An 18,163-nucleotide genomic window follows, 5' to 3' on the forward strand; every position below is an offset into this window, starting at 1 on the left:
GCATGTGCGGGGCTGCAACGCAGCCCCGCACACTCAAGGCGGCAACTGCACCTGCGGCCGCGTCCCGGTGAAGATCCCCCAGCTGGACACGAACAGCGCCGCGATCAAAGGCCCGATCACGAAGCCGTTCAGCCCGAACACCGCCAGCCCGCCCAGGGTAGAAACCAGGATCAGGTAATCCGGCAAGCGCGTATCCTTGCCCACCAGCAAGGGCCTGAGCAGATTGTCCACCAGCCCGATCACGCAGACGCCGAACACCGTCAGCACCACCCCCTGCCACACCGCGCCGCTGAACAGGAAGTACACCGCCACCGGCCCCCAGACGATCCCCGCGCCCACCGCCGGCAGCAACGACAGGAACGCCATCAGCACGCCCCACAACAGCGGACTCGGCACATCCAGCACCCAGAAGATCAGCCCGCCCAGCGCGCCCTGGGCGATCGCCACCAGCAGGTTGCCCTTCACCGTCGCCCGCACCACCCGGTTGAACTTGAGTTGCAGCCGACGCTTCTGCTGCTCGGCCAGCGGCACGGCCTGGCGGATCCGGCGCACCAGTTCAGGACCGTCGCGCAGGAAGAAATACAGCAGGTACAACATCACCCCCAGGCTGACCAGCAGCTCGAAGGTGCTCTGGCCGAAGCTGTAGGCCTGGCTGGCGAAGAACTGGCTACCCTCCACCGCGCCCTTGGTGACCTTGTCGCGCAGCCCCTCCAGGTCGCCGATGCCCAGGCGTTCCAGGCCATGCTGGACGATCGGGGGCAGGACATCCTTGAAGCGCTCGATATAGCCGGCAACGTCCAGCTCGCCACTTTCGATGCGCTTGTAGATCATCCCCCCTTCCTGCACCAGCAGGCCGCTGACGATGATCACCGGCAGCACCACGATCAGCAGGCAGGTCAGCAGGGTCAGGCCCGCCGCCAGGTTGCGCCGCGGCCCCATGCGCTGGATCAGGCGCCGCTGCATCGGCGCAAAGAGGATGCCGAGGATCACCGCCCAGAACACCGCGCCGTAGTACGGCAGCAGGATCCAGATGAAGGCCAGGGTCACCAGGACCAGCAGGCCGATCAAGGTCTTTTTCTGCAATGCGGTTTCGCTCATTTCGCCCCTTACTCAACACATCACTCTCTGTGAAAGGACACGGACCTTGTAGGAGCGGGTTTACCCGCGATTACGGCAGAGAATTCACCGTCGCTATCGCGGGTAAACCCGCTCCTACAAGGTCCGCGTTGAACATTAGTGCCTTGCATCAAACAGAAAGTGCCGTTGCTCCAGATCAATAAATCCCCCGCGACGCTGGCGTAGCATCCCCGCCTTTTGCCCCGACCCGATCATGACCGACCTGACCACGCCCGAACTGCTCGCCCCCGCCGGCACCCTGAAGAACATGCGCTACGCCTTCGCCTATGGCGCCGACGCGGTGTATGCCGGCCAGCCACGCTACAGCCTGCGGGTACGCAACAACGAGTTCGACCACGCCAACCTGGCCCTCGGCATCAAGGAAGCGCAAGCCCAGGGCAAGCGCTTCTACGTGGTGGTCAACATCGCCCCGCACAACGCCAAGCTGAAGACCTTCCTCAAGGACCTGGAACCGGTGATCGCCATGGCCCCGGACGCGCTGATCATGTCCGACCCGGGGCTGATCATGCTGGTGCGCGAGCACTTCCCGCAGATGCCGATCCACCTCTCGGTGCAGGCCAACACCGTGAACTGGGCCAGCGTGGCGTTCTGGAAAAGCCTGGGGCTGACCCGGGTGATCCTGTCGCGGGAGCTGTCGCTGGAGGAAATCGGCGAGATCCGCGAGCAGGTGCCGGAGATGGAACTGGAAGTGTTCGTCCACGGCGCGCTGTGCATGGCCTATTCAGGGCGCTGCCTGCTGTCCGGCTACCTCAATCGCCGCGATGCCAACCAGGGCAGTTGCACCAACGCCTGCCGCTGGAAATACACGGCCAGCGCAGCGACCGAGAACGAGACGGGCGACATCGTCCGCCAGGTCGATCCGACCCTGGGCCTCGGCGCGCCGACCGAGCAGGTGTTCCTGCTCCAGGAGAGCAACCGCCCGGACGAAGACATGCCGGCCTTCGAGGACGAGCACGGCACCTACATCATGAACGCCAAGGACCTGCGCGCAGTGCAGCACGTCGAGCGCCTGGCGCGCATGGGCGTACACTCGCTGAAGATCGAGGGGCGCACCAAGTCGCACTTCTATTGCGCGCGCACCACCCAGGTCTATCGCCAGGCCATCGACGATGCCGCGGCCGGCCGCGAGTTCGATCGCTCGCTGATGCTCGACCTGGAGTCCCTGGCCCAGCGCGGCTACACCGAAGGTTTCCTGCGCCGCCACGTGCACGACGAGTACCAGAACTACCAGCGCGGCAACTCCGTCTCGGAACGCCAGCAGTTCGTCGGCGAACTCACCGGTGCACGGGTCGACGGGCTGGCGGAAGTCCAGGTGAAAAACCGTTTCGCCCTCGGCGATCACCTGGAATTGATGACCCCGGGGGGCAACTTCCATTTCGACCTGGCGCAACTCCGTGACCGCCAGGGCAAGCCACTGCAGGTGGCCCCGGGCGACGGCCACGTGGTCTACCTGCCGGTGCCGGAGCAGGCAGACCTGGCCTACGGCCTGCTGATGCGCGACGTCAACGGCTGACGGCCGTTTCCACCGTCGAGGGTTCGCGGATCACCTGGGAGCGGTACTGCGGATCGGCCTTGATCTGCGCCTCGGTGAACGGCGTCGGCTGCCATTGCCCGGCCGAGAAGGCGCGGGTCTGGTCACCGGCATGGGGGGAAGCGGCCTCAGTGGATTGCGAGAACACCAGCAAACCCTCGGCCTTGGGCCCGTCGGCGTCAAAGGTCACCAGTTGCAGGTAGCTGGTGCCGCTAACCACCTTGCGCTTGCCCGGCGCGGCATCGACGCTCTGGATCGCGTTGTACACGCCGAGGTTGGCCGGACCGCCATGGATCGGCGTGCCGTCGGCGGCCTGCTGGATCTGGCCCCACTGCAGCGATGGATCGGCCCCGGCCACCCGCGCCGCCGATGCCAGCGCTGCCTCGCGCAGCATCTTCGCCACGGCGGCGCGCTCCCAGGCCAGTCCGCGCGGGGTATGCAACGGATCGGCCGGATTGAAGGCGACCCGCCAGAAACCACCCTTCTCCTGCAGGGCGTGCATGATCACCTGGAAATGCACCAGGCCCAGGCCGCTGTCCAGGCTGGCCCGGCCATCCCACTTGCCCAGCGCCGTGCACACTTCTTTCAACCGGGCATCGTCGCCATTGCCGGTGCACCACTTCAGCAAGTCCGGCAACAGCAGGTCGGCCAGGTAGACCTGGTCGTCCATGACCATGTTTTTCAAGTCCTCGGCGCCGAGCTTGCCGGGCTTTTCCAGGCGGGTCAGGGCAAAGCGCGCGCGCGGGCCGAGGGGCAGGTTGTCACGGCTGATCAGCGGCGAGAAGCCACTCAGCGGCTGCGCCGGATTGACCAGCCAGGCCGTGTCGTTGGCATGCTGGACGAAGTCCGTGCGGCTCAGTTGCGGCTGCATCTGCGCCGGGAAGATGCCCGGCTGCGCGGCGCGCGAATCGACTTTCCAGCTGCATTCGCTGCGCGAACCATCGAGGACGATCATTTCCAGCCCGGCCTTCGGGTCGCTGCAACGCCCCAGCAGCTCGGCATCGACGTAGGGCACCACCGACTGGTTCAGGTACAGGGCCTGGCCGCCGGCATCGGTGGCCAGGGTGTTGACCCAGGGAATGCCCTGCAGGCGCTGCACCGACGCCTGCAACGCGGCCAGGCTGTCGGCCTGGTTGATCGCGTGCCATTGCTGCAGGACACGGGTGTTGTCGAGGTTGGCATCGCGCAGGCTGAAGGCCACCTGTGGCGTCCAGTCGAGACGCCCCGGCCACTGCACCACCGGGCCGAAGCGACTGCTGAACAGCTCGTGGCCGACTTCACGCAACTGGCCGTCGGCGCCCTTGACCGTGACCGTCAGGCGCTGGCGCTCCAGCGGCAGCGACTGGCCGTCGAACAGGTAGCGGGTCGGGTCCTTCGGGTCCAGTTGCAGCCGATGCAGGGTGAAATGCCGCGAGGCGTCCACCGTGTGGGTCCAGGCCAGGTGGCGGTTGAAACCGATATTGACCAGCGGCAGGCCCGGCAGCGCCGCGCCCATCACGTCCAGCTGGCCGGGAACGGTCAGGTGCATCTGGTAGAAACGCATGCCGCCCTGCCACGGGAAATGCGGGTTGGCCAGGAGCATGCCGCGCCCGCTGGCCGAGCGCTCGCTGCCCACGGCCACGGCATTGCTGCCGCGTTCCAGGGCGAAACGCTGCTGGTTGTCCAGGGCGACGCGGAAATCCTTGAGGTCACGTTGCGCTGCGACATTTGGCGGCGTGGCCCCCACCACGGCTTCGGCGAACTGGCCGACACCGCCTTCCACCAGCAACCGGCGGGTCAGCTTGATCAGGTCGAAGGCGGTGATGGGTCGCAGCCATTCGCCCCCCTGGCACTCCGCCGGCAGCCCTTGCCCACGACGCTCGGCCAGGGCGCGGTTGAAACCCTGGGCATAGCCTTCGAGCAACGCCTGGATCGGCGCCGGCTGCGCCTGCCAGAACGCGGACACCGCCTGTGGCGTGTTCAGCCAGGTGAAGAACAGGTCGCTTGTGAGGTTCTTGCGCTGCTCCAGGGTGCGCTGCTCCGGACCGAAGAAGCGCGAGCGCTGGCCGTTGACCGTCACCACTTCATTGGCCAGCAGGCACAGGTTGTCCTGGCCATAGGCGTAGCCGATGCCGTAGCCGAGACCACGATCGTCGCTGGCAAGGATATGCGGCACGCCGAAGGTGGTACGGCGGATCTGCGCCGAGGTTTCGCCGGGGTTCTCCCGGGCCTGGGCAGCAAGGCCAAGGCCAACGAGCAGCGCCGCCAGGCAGAACTTGGAAACGGGGGAAATGGTGATCACGCGAACTCCAGCCGGATCAGGAGAGTGGGGGCATCCTGATAGAACGAAGTCCAGATGAAAAATTTACGGTAAAGGGGCGTTTGCTTCGTTACAGGTAGGAACACGGATTTTTTTTCTGCTCACGTTGCAGATTTGTCGTTCTCATTCGTCTTATAGATTGGGAGCGTCATTTGTACGCAGGACAGTCCGACTCTAGGAAAGGGAGTTTTTCACATGTACAACCCGCAACAACAACCGGCGCAGCCCCTGCGCTACAGACGCAAGGTGAACACTGCATTGCAGGTCAAGAGCGAGCCCGTGGACAGCGAAGAACGCGCCGGCAACGAACAGATACGCGAACTGCTGCGGGTCTTCGGCCTGCGCACCAGCCTGATCCGCCTCAAGGTCATCGATGCCCTGCACATGGCCGACCGCGAAGGGCGCGCCATCGGCGTGCGCGGCATTCACAGCCAGCTGGAAAAACTCGATATCCCGCTGTCGTTCCTCAGCGTGCGCGAGGTGCTCAAGCGCCTGTGCGTCGAGGGAGTCATCAACATGGGCAGCGACAAATGCTACAGCCTCAACCCCCAGGCCCGCGCCGTCCTGGAGCAGGCACCGTCACGCTGAGCGACCGGCCGGCAGCCGCCGGCCGCTCCGGCCCTGCCGTCAGGGCTTGACCTTGCGCCGCAGGATGCCGTTGATGACGACGAAGACCACTGCCAGGCCCATGGCGATGTACTGGAACATCTGCTCGGTGAGCATGCCCTGCTTGACCAGCCAGGACAGGCCCAGCATGGCGGCCAGCAAGACCAGGGTCATCAGGATCGAATATTTCAGGCGTTGCCTTTGAGTCATGGGGAAATCCTTGCGACAGCGATGGTGACGGCCGATAACTGGCCGGGCGCCATGATACCCCGCGATCTCCTGCCGGAGGATGTTTTCCCGGTTTTTTCCGCAGACGGCAGCTGAAACCATCCCAGGCTCCGGGCCCATGCCCCTTCCTGCGAGCCGCGAACGCCATGTCCCTCCGCCTCCTGCTCGGCAGCCTCGCGCTGTCTGCCAGTCTCGGCGCCCACGCGCTGGACACCAACAACCTCACCGAAACCGAACTGCTGGCCCTGGCCACGAGCCTGGCGCAAAACGCCGGCAGCAGCCAGTGGCAGCAACTCTGGCAACGCACCCGCAGCGCCGGGCACCTGGCCCCAGGCAAGGTGCCGTATTTCACCATCCCCCAGCAGCAGATCGCCGAACTGGCGCTGGTCACCCTGGAAAGCGCCGACGGCGCCAGCGCCGGGAAAGGCACCCGCGCACTCTACCGCCGCGACTTCCAGCCGCTGGTGGTCGGCAACGACAACGGCACGCCGCTCAGTGCCGTGTGCCTGTCGGTCGACTGGCGCACCGTACCGGACAACCTCAGTGGCTCCGCGGTGCCCTGGATGGGCCAGATCAGCCTCCTGCTCAGCCAACCTTGTCCTTGAGTCAAGGGTTGGCAAACCATGCGCCGGTCACTCTCGGCGGGCGTATGGAAGTACAGGGGATACACATCCAATACAGCGGTCCTGCCTACTTTCCCCGGCCATGAAACTTACAGTGCTTTGACTTCTTGGCTACCGCTCCTGACCTGCTTGCTACCTAGCGACCACCGTACGCCTGGCCGAGAATCGGTCCCACGCCACCTGGCCGGCCCAGTGCCCGCACCCCGCCCCGCACCCGGCTCCAGCCTCGCCTGGCCAGACAGAGACCTTTTTGCTCACGCCCAAACAAGGAAGTCATCATGCAAGCCTGTGACCTCAAGCGAATCGACATCGAGCAACTTCCGCATTCCCTGCAGATGCTCATCGACTGTATCGGCATCGAACACGCCTACCGCCTGACGCATATCTACGGCGGCCGACCGAAATACATTCCCAAGCACCGCGAACGCACTTCGCTGGCGGAGATCCTCCCGGCCGAAGCATTGGAAGCACTGATCAAGCGCTATGCCGGCATGGCCCTGGAAATCCCCAAGTGCGACCACTTCAACCGCCAGTTGCGCAACCAGCAGATCCAGGAGGAAAGCTCCAACGGCCTGTCGCGTAGCGTGCTGGCCAACAAGTACGGCCTGAGCCTGCGCCAGATCGGCAACATCCGCCGCCAGGAGGCGCACTCGCGCTGACCCATGACTGACCAGCGGGCGGCCACGCCCGCTGCAACCTGCGCTATCCCGCGCAACTCGAGAGAAGGAATTCTTGAATGTCCATCGACAGCGGCCTCATCGGCTCGGTAATCAACGCCCTGCCCCTCGACCGGATGATTTCCGGCCCCCTGCAAGCCATGATCCAGGCCCAGGTCACGGCGAGCAAAAGCTACGCGGACTTCCTCCTGGGTGTCTGCATCAAGGGCGGCAAGGCCGTCTCCATCCAGTTCGACTATGACGAATCCATCGTCGACGAACAGGGTGTCTACAAAGGCACCATGTCGCGCAAGATGCAGATTCCCCTGCTGGCGGCGATCACCCACCCCAACATCGTGATCGAGGAAGGCACCATCGATTTCGAACTGACCATCAGCCAGCAGGCCGAGGACACCAAGGAAACCGCCGGTTCCCTGGACTTCGGCGCCTCCCTTGGCTGGGGCCCGTTCAAGGTCGATGTGCGTGGCCAGGTCAGTCACAAGTCGGCGCAGACCCGCAAGACCGACACCCGCGCGCGCTACGCCATCCACACCCGGGTCACCCGCCAGGGGCCGCCGGAAGCCCTGATGCGGGTCATCGACTACCTCACCGAGTCGGCCACCCGGCCCGTCACCCTGGCCAGCAGCGAGGCGAGCAACCTCAACGCACCGCCGACAGACAACGCACTCAAGGGTCCGAACGACAAGAACGAGCAGCAGGCGCCCGCCTGATTGCCAGCCTCCGCCCCGCCCGCCCAGGGCGGGGCGCTCCGTCACCTCGATAAGGAATGCTGCCCGTGGAGCAAACGCCCCCCAAGGAACCGATCGCCACCAGCGACCTGTGCGACATCACCCGTGGCCTGCAGGAAGCCGCCTCGGCCACCACCGGACTGATCGCCCAGCAGTACATCAAGCTGTTCGATCAGTTCTTCGACTATGACAGCCAGGCACTGGGTGCGCCGATGAAGGCGAAGATGGTCGAAGTGGCGATGGATGACCGGCATACCCTGAAGATCCCGCTGATCGCCCTGGTGGCACCACGCGGGCTGGCACTGGAACGGATGCAGGTGGACCTTTCGGTGAAGATCCAGAACACCCTTCCCGCCAGCGGCCAGTGCGCCGACGCGGCGCACCAGCGTTTCTTCGTCAAGGTCGGCCAGCAAGCCCGCCGTCAGGGTGAGGCCCGCGACCCGGACGAGGTGCAGATCCGCATGCAGTTCCAGGCCTGCGAGCCGCCGGAGGCGCTGAACCGGCTGATCGAGGAATACACCCAGTTGATCACCCCGCTCCGCCAACCCGCGCCCCCTGACGACACCCCCTCCTCCTCCAACGAGTTCATCGACGCCGCCACCGTGCGTTGACCCTCGGACTCAGAAATCCCGCTTGTAGAACAGGTCCAGGGAGCTGGCCAGGCCACTGGCCGCTTCCAGGTACAGGCGCTTGCTCAACAGATAGCGCAAGGCAATGGTGTTGGCTGGCTCGAACACGCCCACGCCGTAGCGAAGGCTCAGTTTCTCGGTCAGGTTGCCGCTGGCCACGACGCTGGTGGCCTGTCCGCTGCCTTCGGTGTCCAGCTGGAAATCCTCGATGCCCAGGCTCGACGCCAGGCTGCCGGTGATTCCCGCGCTCCCCGCAAGACCCAGGCCCAATGCGGCCTGCGCCAGCATGTTGTTGTCCTCGCCGGTGGTGCTCAGCGGACGCCCCAGCACCAGGTAGGAGAGTGCCTGCTCCTGGCTCATCGCCGGTTCCGAGAACACCTGGGTGGTGGGCTGCTCGGCGCTGCCGCTCAGGCGGATGCCAGCGATCACGTCGTCGGTCTTGCGAATCGCCTCGATATCCAGGTACGGCTGGTCGATGGGCCCGGCGAACAGCAGACGCGCGCGGCGAATGGTCAGGCGCTGGCCGTAGGCGCGGTAGCGACCGTCGGCCAGGCTCAGTTCGCCACGGGTATCGAGGTTGTCGCCGATATGCACGTGGCCGAGCAGGTTGGCGGTCAGGCCGAAGCCGCTGAACGACAGCTTGTCCTGGCCGACCTGGACATCCACGTCCATCGCCACCTGCATCGGCGCTTTGCCTTCCTCGGTCTGGTGGCCGACGATCACCGTGTCGTCTGAGACCTTGACCGTCGACGGCGGCAGCTCGCGCACGGTGATCTTGCCCTTGGGTATCAGCACCTTGCCGCTGACCGCCAGGCGCTCGCCCTGCAGGTTGATCTTCAGGTCCGGCGCGACTTCCAGTGCCGCATAGGGTTCGACGTTCACCGGCAAGCGCTGGCCTTGCAAGGCCAGGTCCACCATCAGCGCGCGGCCCCAGCCGACCTGCCCGCTCAAGCGGCCCTGCCCGGACTCGCCACTGCGCCAGTCGCCGCTCAGTTGCACCTGCTCCCCGGCGATCAGCGCACGGACGGTCAGGTCACGCAGGCTCACCGGCAGTTCCGCACCGGCCACCTCGCCACCGCTCAACACCAGGTTGCCGTTGACCAGCGGTGCCAGCAGGGTGCCGGATAGCTTGCCGCTGCCATTCAACTGTCCGGCCAGGCGCTCGACCATCGGCACGAACGGACGCGCCACCGCCAGGTCCAGGCCGCTGAGCGTGAAGTCGCCGCTCAGTGGCTTGTTGCGCGCCAGCGGATCGATGCGCGCCGCCAGGCTCAGTTCACCCAGCCGACCACCGCGGAAGTCCAGGCGGGTATCGACCCGGCGCGGGCCAAGGGTGCTGTCCAGGCGCAGGCTCTGGTAGGGGAAATCCAGCCATTGCCCTTTCTCGCGGATACGCAGGGTGCCGCCACTGGCATCCACCTGCACCGTGCCCTTCGGCCCGCTGGCCGGCAGGTCGAGGTTGATATCGGCGTTGAGCTGACCCTGCCAGGCGAAGTCCTTGGGCAGCCATTGCGCCAGGCTGTCCAGCGGGAACTGCTTGAGGTGATAGCGGATCCGCGGTTCTGGCGCCAGGCGCTGCGGGTCACCGCACAGGCTGGCCGGGCCGGAGCGCCAGCAATGGGCGCCGAAGTCGATCTGGCCATTGGCCAGGCGTTGCAGGGTCGCCGGTGCCTGCAGGCGCCAGTCCTGGCCACCGGCCTGGATTTCGCCACGGGCCAGGCGTCCGCGCCAGTCGCCTTTCTTCGCGTCCAGCTGGCCATCCAGGCCGAGGTCGAGCTTGAGTTGCGGGCCATCCAGGGCGAGCTGCAATTGCTGCTGGCGGATATCGCCCTGCCCTTTGGCGGTCAGGGTGCCCAAGGCGGTTTCCCCGGCGCGGATTCCACGCACGTCAAGATCGATCAGCGCCTTCTGCGCGCCGTCCAGGCGGGCGTCGAGGTCGAGGGCCTGGATGCGGTTCTCCGCCTGGACCAGTTGCTGGCCCTGCAGCTTGAGCTGGCCCTGCGGTGCCTTGAGGGTGCCGGCGATATCGAGACGTCCGCTGATCCGCCCTTGCAGTTGCGGCCAGAGCTGGCCGAGGCGCGGCAGGTTGAGGTCGATGCGGCCGGCCAGGCGCTGCTGCAGGCTGCCGCTGCCATTGATCTGGTTGTCGCCCAGACGCACCTGCAGGCTGCCGAGGGTCCACTGTTCGCCCGCGCCTTCGGCCTTGACCTGCAACACCGCCGGCTGGCCGCGCAAACGGCCCTTGAGGTCGAGGTCGGCGTTGAGCGCGAGCTTGTCGTTCTTCAGTTCGCCCTTGCTGCGCAGTGGACCACCCAGGGTGCCGGGCATTTCCGCGAGCCAATAGCCCGGGTCCAGGTTGCTCAGGTCCAGCGCCGCGTCCCAGGCCACGCCATCGGCGAAGGCCACGCTGACGCTGCCGGCGGCCTTGCCCTGGCCGGCCACCAGGGCCAGTTGCGGCAGGCTGACCTGGCCAAGGTCACCCTTGAACGGACTGCTCAGGCTGAACGCGCCGGCAGGGCCGTCGAGGTCGCCGCTGAAATCGCCCTCATAGTTGCCGCCCTGGTACTGCACCTGCGCCTTGAGCCGATGCAGCACCACTTGCGGGGCTTGCTCCAGCGGGTACAGGCGCAGCCAGGGGAAGTCGAGCCAGTCGAGGGTGGCCTTGGCGGTCAGGGCGTCCTGCCAGTCGGCGCTGGCGGTGAGGTTGAGGCGCTGCTCGTTGCTGGCGGTCAGGTCCAGCGCGGCCAGTTCGGCGCCCTTGGCATCGACCCGGCCGCGCAGGGCCAGGTTGATCGGTCCGTCCTTGGCCGCGAGGTTGCCGGCACCGACCAGTTGATAGCCCTTGTCCAGGTCGCCGTGGGCGGTGAGTTCCAGTTGCTCGAACAGCAGCGTGTCCGGCAGGCTGCCCAGCGCCTTGAAGTCCTTGGCACTGAGGTGGACCTGCGCCGGCAGGTGTTCGGCCAGCGGCTGCAAGCGACCGCTCAGGCGACCTTGCAGGTAGCCGCTGCTGTCGGCTTGCAGGTCGAGGCTGTTCTGCAGCTCGCCCTTGACCTGCAAGGCCAGTTGCCAGGCCTGGCCATCCACGGGCGGCAGTTGTAGCTGGCCTTCGACCTGCAACGGCCAGTCGCCGCCGGGTTGCAGCAGGCCCTGGAGGGTCAGGTGCAGGTCTTCGCGCTTGAGGTCGAGGCTGTCGATCTTCAGGCCGGCACGGGTCCAGTGCGCGGCCAGGGTCAGGCCGCTCAGCTGCTCGGCGCCATCCAGGCGCAGGCTGCCGACCTGCACTTCGCCCAGCTCGATGGCCAGCGGCAGGTCCAGTTCCGGCAGTTTCAGCGGGCCGCTGTCCGGGTCGGTCTCGGTGGGGGCGAAGGCCAGTTCGACATTCGCCGCATGCAGCTTGTCCAGGCACAGCGTGCGGCGCAGCAGGCAGCCCGGTGACCATTCCAGCAACGGCGCGACCAGCTCGACGCGGTCACCACCCTGCTCCCAGACCAGGCGGTCGGCCTGCCAGCGATCGGCCAGGCGGCCCTGGAAATTCTCCACCGTCAGCCCGGGTACCAGCCCCAGCGCCCAGCGGCTGCCAGCCTGGCTGCCAATCAGCACGGAGACGGCGAGCAGAACCAGCGACAGCACGGCAAGCAGGCCGATGGTGGTGATCTTCAATGCCTGCTTCACAGTTCCGGCCCCATCGAGAAGTGCAAACGGATACCGCCGTCGTCATCCAGCGCCTTGGCCAGGTCGAGGCGCAGCGGCCCCACCGGCGAGACCCAGCGCACGCCGAAACCGACGCCGGTCTTGAGGCTGGGCAGTTCCAGGTTGTTGAACGAGTTGCCCTGGTCGACGAAGGTCGCCAGGCGCCATTTGTCGGCGATCTGGTATTGATATTCGGCGCTGCCGGCGACCATGTAGCGCCCGCCGATGCGGTCGCCATCGCTGTTTTCCGGGGACAGGGTCTGGTAGTCGTAGCCACGTACGCTCTGGTCGCCACCGGCGAAGAAGCGCAACGACGGGGGTACCGACTTGTAGCCGTTGGTGGCGCTGCCGCCGAACTGCACGCGACCGAGGAAGCGGTGGTTCTGGCCGAGGGTGGTGAGGCCCTTGAGCAGCACCGTGCCGTTGAGCAGGTTGGTGTCGGACAGCAGCCCTTCCTTGGCCACCCGCGCGTCGAACTGGATGCGGTAGCCGTTGTGCGGGTCGATGCGGTTGTCGCTGCGCAGGTAGGTGTAGCTGATGCCCGGCATCAGCAGGGTGCTCAAGCCCGAGTCGTCGCCAAGGCGGTATTCCTCGCGCTGCCATTTCAGCGAGATCACCCGCTGCCAGCCGCTGGGCAGCTTGCTGTGCCATTCCGGGCCGACGGTGAGCAGTTTGCTGAGGGTGTCGGTGTTGGCGATCTCTTCGTTCTGGTAGCCGCCGGCGAAGCGCAGCTTGTCGGTCAGCGGCGGGTCCAGGGGAATGTCGTACCACAGGCCGATGTTCTGTCGCGGCGCCGACAGCTCGCTCTCGATCCCGTAGCTGTGCCCTTGCGGGTTGACCCAGTGGCGGGTCCAGTTGGCCTTGCCGCGCGGACCGACGTCGGTCGAGAAACCCAGGCCCAGGCCCATGGTCCGCGGCTTGCGGGTCTGCACGTTGACGTCCACCGGAATGCTCTGCCCTTCTGCGGCGGTGGGCGCGGCGTCGACCCGCACGCCTTCGAAATAGCCACTGGACTGCAGGGCGTTGTTCAACTCGGCGATCAGTTCCGAGTCGTAGGGGGTGCCTTCCTTGAACGGCACCATGCGTTGCAGCAGATCTTCATCGAATGGTGAGTCGCCGTCGAAGCGGACCTTGCCCAGGGTGAAACGTGGGCCGCTGTCGTAGACCAGTTCGATATCGGCGACACCGGCTGCCGGGTCCACCGAGAGGCGGTTGCGGGTGAAATGGCCCTTGAAGAAGCCGTAGCGCGAGGCCTGGTTCTGGATCAGGCGCTTGGCATCCTCGTAGTGCCCATGGTTGAGCACTTCGCCGCTGCGCAGCGCCTTGCTGTCGGGAACGCGAAAGGCCTTGAGCTGACTGGCCGGGCCCTCGATGCGCACGCTGACGTTGCGCAGGTGGATGGGTTCGCCAGGCTCGATGGTCAGGCGCAGGCGCGGGCCCTTGTCCTCGTCGCGGGGCGCCAGCACTTCGCTGGTGATCTGCGGCTGATAGTAGCCCAGGGCCTGGGCGGCCTTGCGGGCCTGCTCCTCGGCGCCACGGCTGAAGCGCACCAGCGCCTCTTCGTCGCGCTCGCCGAGGCTGCCTATATAGCCCTCGACATTGGCCTTGAGTGCGGTGTTGGCGGGTTTGATGCGAACAACCAGTTCGCTCTGCGCCGCGGCAGCAAGACTGCTGGCCAGGCACAGGATCAAACCCAGGGAAAAGCGTCCTGAATACGTCATAGCCGCGGATGCTACCAGAGGCGGACGGCGGCTTGCATGCGCAAAGCCGTTTGGATCAAGCCCGCGCCCGGTCGATCCGCTGTGGACTGGGGTGGAAGAACAGGTGTTCGCGGATCGGCCCGACCGCCACTTCGCCGATCTCCACATAGCCCTGGCGCTGGTAGAAAGCCAGGTAGTGTTCATTGCCGGTATCGAGCACGACACCGCGGGAGCTTTCGTCTTGCGCGCACCAGTCATGCACCGCTGCGAGCAGCTGTTCGCCGTAGTGCTGGCCCTGGAACTGCGGATGGATGCCCAGCAGCGGCAGGATATGCACCGCATCGCCGGGCAGGCAGGCCAGCAATGCCGCGCGGTATTCCAGATAGCGCCGCGTGCAGCGGAAACCGGTGGACAGCACCATGCGCATGCGCCAGGCCCAGCTCTCGGTCACGCCGAGGCGCCGCACCGGCGGCGAGATCAGGGCGACGCCGATCAGCCGATCCTCCACCAGCAGGCCGATGGCCGGCAGGTCCTGGAGGAAGTGCTGGCGCACCCGCTCGCGCACCAGCGCCCGCACGCGCTGGTCGAAGCCCGCCCGCTCGGCTTCGAACAGGTAGCCGTAGGTGGGTTCGTGGCGGTAGGCGTGATACAGCAGGGAGCGCGCCTCGCGGCTGTAGCCGCCGTCAAGCAGACGCACTTCGGCCGGCGCGGGGGACGATTCGGGCATGTCTTGGTGCTCCTGATGGCGGTTGGGCATTGCCCTTTGAGGGGTGGGCGGCGCCAACGTTCCTTCCTGTGCGGCTGGAGTATAGACAGCACGGGGTGGCCCGGCAGGCCGCAGTCAGCTAGCATCCTGCCTTTTCCCCCAGGATTGCCCTTCCATGAAGATCGTCTCGTTCAACATCAACGGCCTGCGCGCCCGGCCGCACCAACTGGCGGCGTTGATCGACAAGCACCAGCCGGACGTGATCGGCCTGCAGGAAACCAAGGTCTCGGACGATCAGTTCCCGCTGGCGGAAGTCCAGGCCCTCGGCTACCACGTGCATTACCACGGGCAGAAAGGCCACTACGGCGTCGCCCTGCTCTCGCGCCAGGCGCCGCTGAGCCTGCACAAGGGCTTCGACAGCGACGACGAGGACGCCCAGCGCCGCTTCATCTGGGGCACCTTCGCCGATGCCGACGGCAATCCGGTGACCATCATGAACGGATACTTCCCCCAGGGCGAAAGCCGCGACCACCCCACCAAGTTCCCGGCCAAGCAGCGCTTCTACGCCGACCTGCAGGCCCTGCTGGAAAACCGGTTCAAGAATGACGAGGCGCTGGTGGTGATGGGCGACGTCAACATCTCCCCGGAAGACAGCGACATCGGCATCGGCCCGGACAACGCCAAGCGCTGGCTGAAGACCGGCAAGTGCAGCTTCCTCCCGGAAGAGCGCGAGTGGATGGCCAAGCTCAAGGCCTGGGGCCTGACCGACAGCTTCCGCCACCTGTACCCGGAAGTGATCGACCAGTTCAGCTGGTTCGACTACCGCAGCCGCGGCTTCGAGGACGAACCCAAGCGCGGGCTGCGCATCGACCTGATCATGACCTCCCATGGCCTGCTGCCGCGGGTCAAGGCGGCCGGGGTCGACTATGAGCTGCGCGGCATGGAGAAACCGTCGGACCATGCGCCGATCTGGCTGGAATTGAGCTGATCCCGGGGGGCCGCTTTGCGGCCCCTCTCACCCATCACACTTCTGTCATTTGCCTGTCTTAATATGCCGAAACCTTCGTTTCGCGAGACCCCGACGGCAATGATCCGCCCCTGCGCCCTGCTCCTCGCCCTGCTCGCGCCCCTGGCTGTCGCCGATACCCTGCGCATCCAGGGTTCCAATACCATTGGCGCGGCACTGGCCCCCGCACTGGTACGCGGCCTGCTGGAAAGCCGGGGCATCCGGGACATCCGCAGCGAGCCGGGCACCCAGCCCAATGAAGTGCGCATCCTGGGTGGCGATATCCAGGTGGACATCGCCGCCCACGGCAGCAGCACCGGCTTCATCGCCCTGAAGACCGGCAGCGCCGACCTCGCCGCCGCCTCGCGGCCGATCAAGGACAGCGAAGCGGCCGACCTGCAGGCCCTCGGCAATCTTACTGGCGCCGACGCCGAGCAGGTCATCGCCCTTGATGGCGTCGCCGTGCTGGTACACCCGGACAATCCCCTGCCACAGCTGACCATCGAGCAACTGGCACAGGTCTTTTCCGGCCAGGTCAGCACCTGGGAACAACTCGGCGTCGGCGGCGGCCCCATCCAGCTCTATGCCCGCGACGACCGCTCCGGCACCTGGGAAACCTTCAAGACCCTGGTGCTCGATCCCCATCGAGAGACCCTGTCCAACAAGGCGAAACGCTTCGAATCCGGCGAGGAACTGGCCGAGGCCGTGCGCCAGGACCGCCACGCCATCGGTTTCAGCAGCCTGAGCACGGTGCACGGCGCGCGGGTCCTGGCGGTGGCTGACGGGGCTTCGCGCGCCATGCTGCCGAGCCCCGAGCAGATCGCCAGCGAAGACTACCCGCTGTCGCGCCGCCTGTATTTCTACCTGCCGCCGGCGCAGTCCAACCCGCTCGCCCGCGCCCTGCTGGACTTCACCCAGGGCCCCCGCGGCCAGGCCATCGTCGCCAGCAACGGCTTCATCGACCAGCGCGTGCGCACCATCAGCGAAGCCACGCAGACCGACATGCCGCCCAGCTACCGGCGCCTTTCCGCAGAGGCGCAGCGCCTGTCGGTCAACTTCCGTTTCCAGGAAGGCAGCGCGACCCTGGACAACAAGGCCCTGCGGGATGTGCAGCGGGTCGTCGAGTACCTGAAGCAGAACCGCAAGCTTGATCGCAAGGTGGTGCTGGTGGGCTTTGGCGACGCCAAGGACGATGCCCGCCGCGCCGACCTGCTCTCGCGCCTGCGGGCCATGGCGGTGCGCCGTGAACTGGTGCGCGAAGGCGTGGTGCTGCGCGATGTCATCGGCCTGGGCGCCGAGCTGCCGGTGGCGGCCAACACCGATGCCCAGGGACGGATCCGCAACCGCCGTGTCGAAGCCTGGGTTTACTGAAGGAAATTTCCTGATGATCTGTAGGATTTTGTAACGCTCTAATCCCGTCCCCCCGCCCCGCCCCGACTAGGCTCAAGCCTGTGACTGCGGGCCCCTCTGACGGTTATCCAGCCGCCATGTCGGAGTCACTTCTTCGACATAGGAGGGGCTCATGACAGCTCTGCATGATTTTTTCAGCGGCGAATTCCTCGGCACCAGCAGCCTGCTCTGGCTGGCCTTCATCGTCATCGTCATCGCACTGCTGGTCTTCGACCTCGGGGTGCTGCACCGCGACCAGCATGAAATCGAGATGCGCGAGAGCCTGCTGCTGTACGCCGGCTACTTCAGCGTCGGCCTGATGTTCGGTGGCTGGATCTGGTACGAGATGGGCGCGCAAAGCGCCCTGGAGTTCTACACCGGATTACTGGTGGAACAGTCGTTGTCGATGGACAACGTCTTCGTCATGGCGATGATCTTCGGCTTCTTCGGCATTCCCCGGCGCTACCAGCACCGCGTGCTGTTCTGGGGGATTCTCGGCGTGGTGGTGCTGCGGGCGATCATGATCGGCGTGGGTAGCGCGCTGGTGAAGGAATTCGACTGGATCCTGTATGTGTTCGGCGCCTTCCTGCTGATTACCGGGGTGAAGATGCTGTTCAGCCGCCACGATGACCATCCGGACCTGGCCAACAACCCGTTCATCCGCTTCATCAGGAAGCACGTGCGCGTCACCGAGCAGTTGCACGACGCGCGCTTCTTCGTGCGCCTGGTGCCGCCGGGGCAGTCGAAGGCGATCCTCTATGCCACGCCGCTGTTCCTCGCCCTGGTGCTGATCGAACTGGCCGACCTGGTGTTCGCGGTGGACAGCGTGCCGGCGATCTTCTCCATCACCCAGGACCCGTTCATCGTCTACACCTCGAACATCTTCGCGATCCTTGGCCTGCGCGCGCTGTACTTCGCCCTGGCGGCGCTGATGCACCGCTTCGTGTACCTGAAATATGCGCTGGCGCTGGTGCTGATCTTCATCGGCGGGAAGATCTTCCTGCATGGATTCATCGGCAAGATCCCGGCGCTGGTATCGCTGGGGGTGACCTTTGGCCTGCTGGCCGGCGGGGTGGTGTTGTCGCTGTTCAAGACAAGGGATGAAAAGGCACCGCAAAACGAAGGCTGATCACTGCCTACTGTGGGAGCGGGTTCACCCGCGATTGCAGGGGGGGGGTAACCGACGGCACCCCCGGGGGGCCCCGCGCCCCCCG

15 protein-coding genes are annotated in these 18,163 nt (G+C 65.9%); 9 read left to right on the forward strand and 6 right to left on the reverse strand.

What is annotated here, in order from left to right:
* Positions 1-33: 33 nt before the first annotated feature.
* Positions 34-1,098 (reverse strand): AI-2E family transporter, encoded by a 1,065-nt coding sequence (locus V0R59_RS22750; RefSeq protein ID WP_330077022.1) that lies wholly within the window; start codon positions 1,096-1,098, stop codon positions 34-36.
* Positions 1,099-1,330: 232 nt separating this feature from the next.
* Between V0R59_RS22750 and trhP the strand changes: the two genes are divergently transcribed.
* Positions 1,331-2,650 carry a prephenate-dependent tRNA uridine(34) hydroxylase TrhP gene (gene trhP, locus V0R59_RS22755; protein ID WP_330077021.1) on the forward strand — a complete coding sequence of 440 codons (1,320 nt, stop codon included), beginning with the start codon at positions 1,331-1,333 and terminating at the stop codon, positions 2,648-2,650.
* Here trhP and pvdQ read toward each other — a convergent pair.
* The gene (gene pvdQ / locus V0R59_RS22760) at positions 2,640-4,949 is read right to left on the reverse strand and encodes a bifunctional acylase PvdQ (RefSeq protein ID WP_330077020.1); all 2,310 of its coding nucleotides are present in this window, start codon (positions 4,947-4,949) and stop codon (positions 2,640-2,642) included. The genes trhP and pvdQ overlap by 11 nt on opposite strands.
* A gap of 213 nt (positions 4,950-5,162) precedes the next feature.
* On the opposite strand from pvdQ, the gene V0R59_RS22765 reads away from it, so the two are divergent.
* The gene (locus tag V0R59_RS22765) at positions 5,163-5,555 is read left to right on the forward strand and encodes a fe2+ zn2+ uptake regulation protein (RefSeq protein ID WP_330077019.1); all 393 of its coding nucleotides are present in this window, start codon (positions 5,163-5,165) and stop codon (positions 5,553-5,555) included.
* A 39-nt stretch (positions 5,556-5,594) separates the two neighbouring features.
* Here V0R59_RS22765 and V0R59_RS22770 read toward each other — a convergent pair whose 3' ends face one another.
* Positions 5,595-5,783, reverse strand: a complete 189-nt coding sequence (locus tag V0R59_RS22770) for a hypothetical protein (protein WP_330077018.1) — start codon at positions 5,781-5,783, stop codon at positions 5,595-5,597.
* 164 nt (positions 5,784-5,947) lie between these two features.
* On the opposite strand from V0R59_RS22770, the gene V0R59_RS22775 reads away from it, so the two are divergent.
* From V0R59_RS22775 to V0R59_RS22790, 4 genes are all read left to right on the forward strand, one after another.
* On the forward strand, positions 5,948-6,406 hold the full coding sequence (locus tag V0R59_RS22775) for a hypothetical protein (protein ID WP_330077017.1): 459 nt from the start codon (positions 5,948-5,950) through the stop codon (positions 6,404-6,406).
* A 296-nt stretch (positions 6,407-6,702) separates the two neighbouring features.
* On the forward strand, positions 6,703-7,083 hold the full coding sequence (locus tag V0R59_RS22780) for a Mor transcription activator family protein (protein ID WP_330077016.1): 381 nt from the start codon (positions 6,703-6,705) through the stop codon (positions 7,081-7,083).
* 77 nt (positions 7,084-7,160) lie between these two features.
* Complete coding sequence (locus V0R59_RS22785; RefSeq protein ID WP_330077015.1) at positions 7,161-7,811, forward strand: DUF2589 domain-containing protein; 651 nt, start codon at positions 7,161-7,163, stop codon at positions 7,809-7,811.
* Positions 7,812-7,867: 56 nt separating this feature from the next.
* Positions 7,868-8,440 carry a DUF2589 domain-containing protein gene (locus tag V0R59_RS22790; RefSeq protein WP_330105844.1) on the forward strand — a complete coding sequence of 191 codons (573 nt, stop codon included), beginning with the start codon at positions 7,868-7,870 and terminating at the stop codon, positions 8,438-8,440.
* 9 nt (positions 8,441-8,449) lie between these two features.
* On the opposite strand, the gene V0R59_RS22795 is transcribed toward V0R59_RS22790, so the two are convergent.
* The 3 genes from V0R59_RS22795 to V0R59_RS22805 are packed head-to-tail and all read right to left on the reverse strand — an operon-like array spanning position 8,450 to position 14,575.
* Positions 8,450-12,130 carry a translocation/assembly module TamB domain-containing protein gene (locus tag V0R59_RS22795; protein WP_330077014.1) on the reverse strand — a complete coding sequence of 1,227 codons (3,681 nt, stop codon included), beginning with the start codon at positions 12,128-12,130 and terminating at the stop codon, positions 8,450-8,452.
* Positions 12,127-13,869 (reverse strand): autotransporter assembly complex protein TamA, encoded by a 1,743-nt coding sequence (locus V0R59_RS22800; RefSeq protein WP_330077013.1) that lies wholly within the window; start codon positions 13,867-13,869, stop codon positions 12,127-12,129. The genes V0R59_RS22795 and V0R59_RS22800 overlap by 4 nt, the downstream gene beginning before the upstream one ends.
* A 55-nt stretch (positions 13,870-13,924) precedes the next feature.
* Positions 13,925-14,575, reverse strand: a complete 651-nt coding sequence (locus V0R59_RS22805) for a GNAT family N-acetyltransferase (RefSeq protein ID WP_330077012.1) — start codon at positions 14,573-14,575, stop codon at positions 13,925-13,927.
* Between the two features lie 154 nt (positions 14,576-14,729).
* Here V0R59_RS22805 and xthA point away from each other — a divergent pair, with 154 nt between their 5' ends.
* From xthA to V0R59_RS22820, 3 genes are all read left to right on the forward strand, one after another.
* Positions 14,730-15,542, forward strand: coding sequence for an exodeoxyribonuclease III (gene xthA / locus V0R59_RS22810; RefSeq protein ID WP_330077011.1), 813 nt, complete (start codon positions 14,730-14,732; stop codon positions 15,540-15,542).
* Positions 15,543-15,641: 99 nt separating this feature from the next.
* Positions 15,642-16,931 (forward strand): phosphate ABC transporter substrate-binding/OmpA family protein, encoded by a 1,290-nt coding sequence (locus tag V0R59_RS22815; protein WP_330077010.1) that lies wholly within the window; start codon positions 15,642-15,644, stop codon positions 16,929-16,931.
* Positions 16,932-17,082: 151 nt separating this feature from the next.
* The gene (locus V0R59_RS22820) at positions 17,083-18,078 is read left to right on the forward strand and encodes a TerC family protein (RefSeq protein WP_330077009.1); all 996 of its coding nucleotides are present in this window, start codon (positions 17,083-17,085) and stop codon (positions 18,076-18,078) included.
* Positions 18,079-18,163 lie beyond the last annotated feature (85 nt).

It is taken from the genome of Pseudomonas ulcerans (assembly GCF_036324125.1).
GTDB classification, from domain to species: domain Bacteria; phylum Pseudomonadota; class Gammaproteobacteria; order Pseudomonadales; family Pseudomonadaceae; genus Aquipseudomonas; species Aquipseudomonas ulcerans.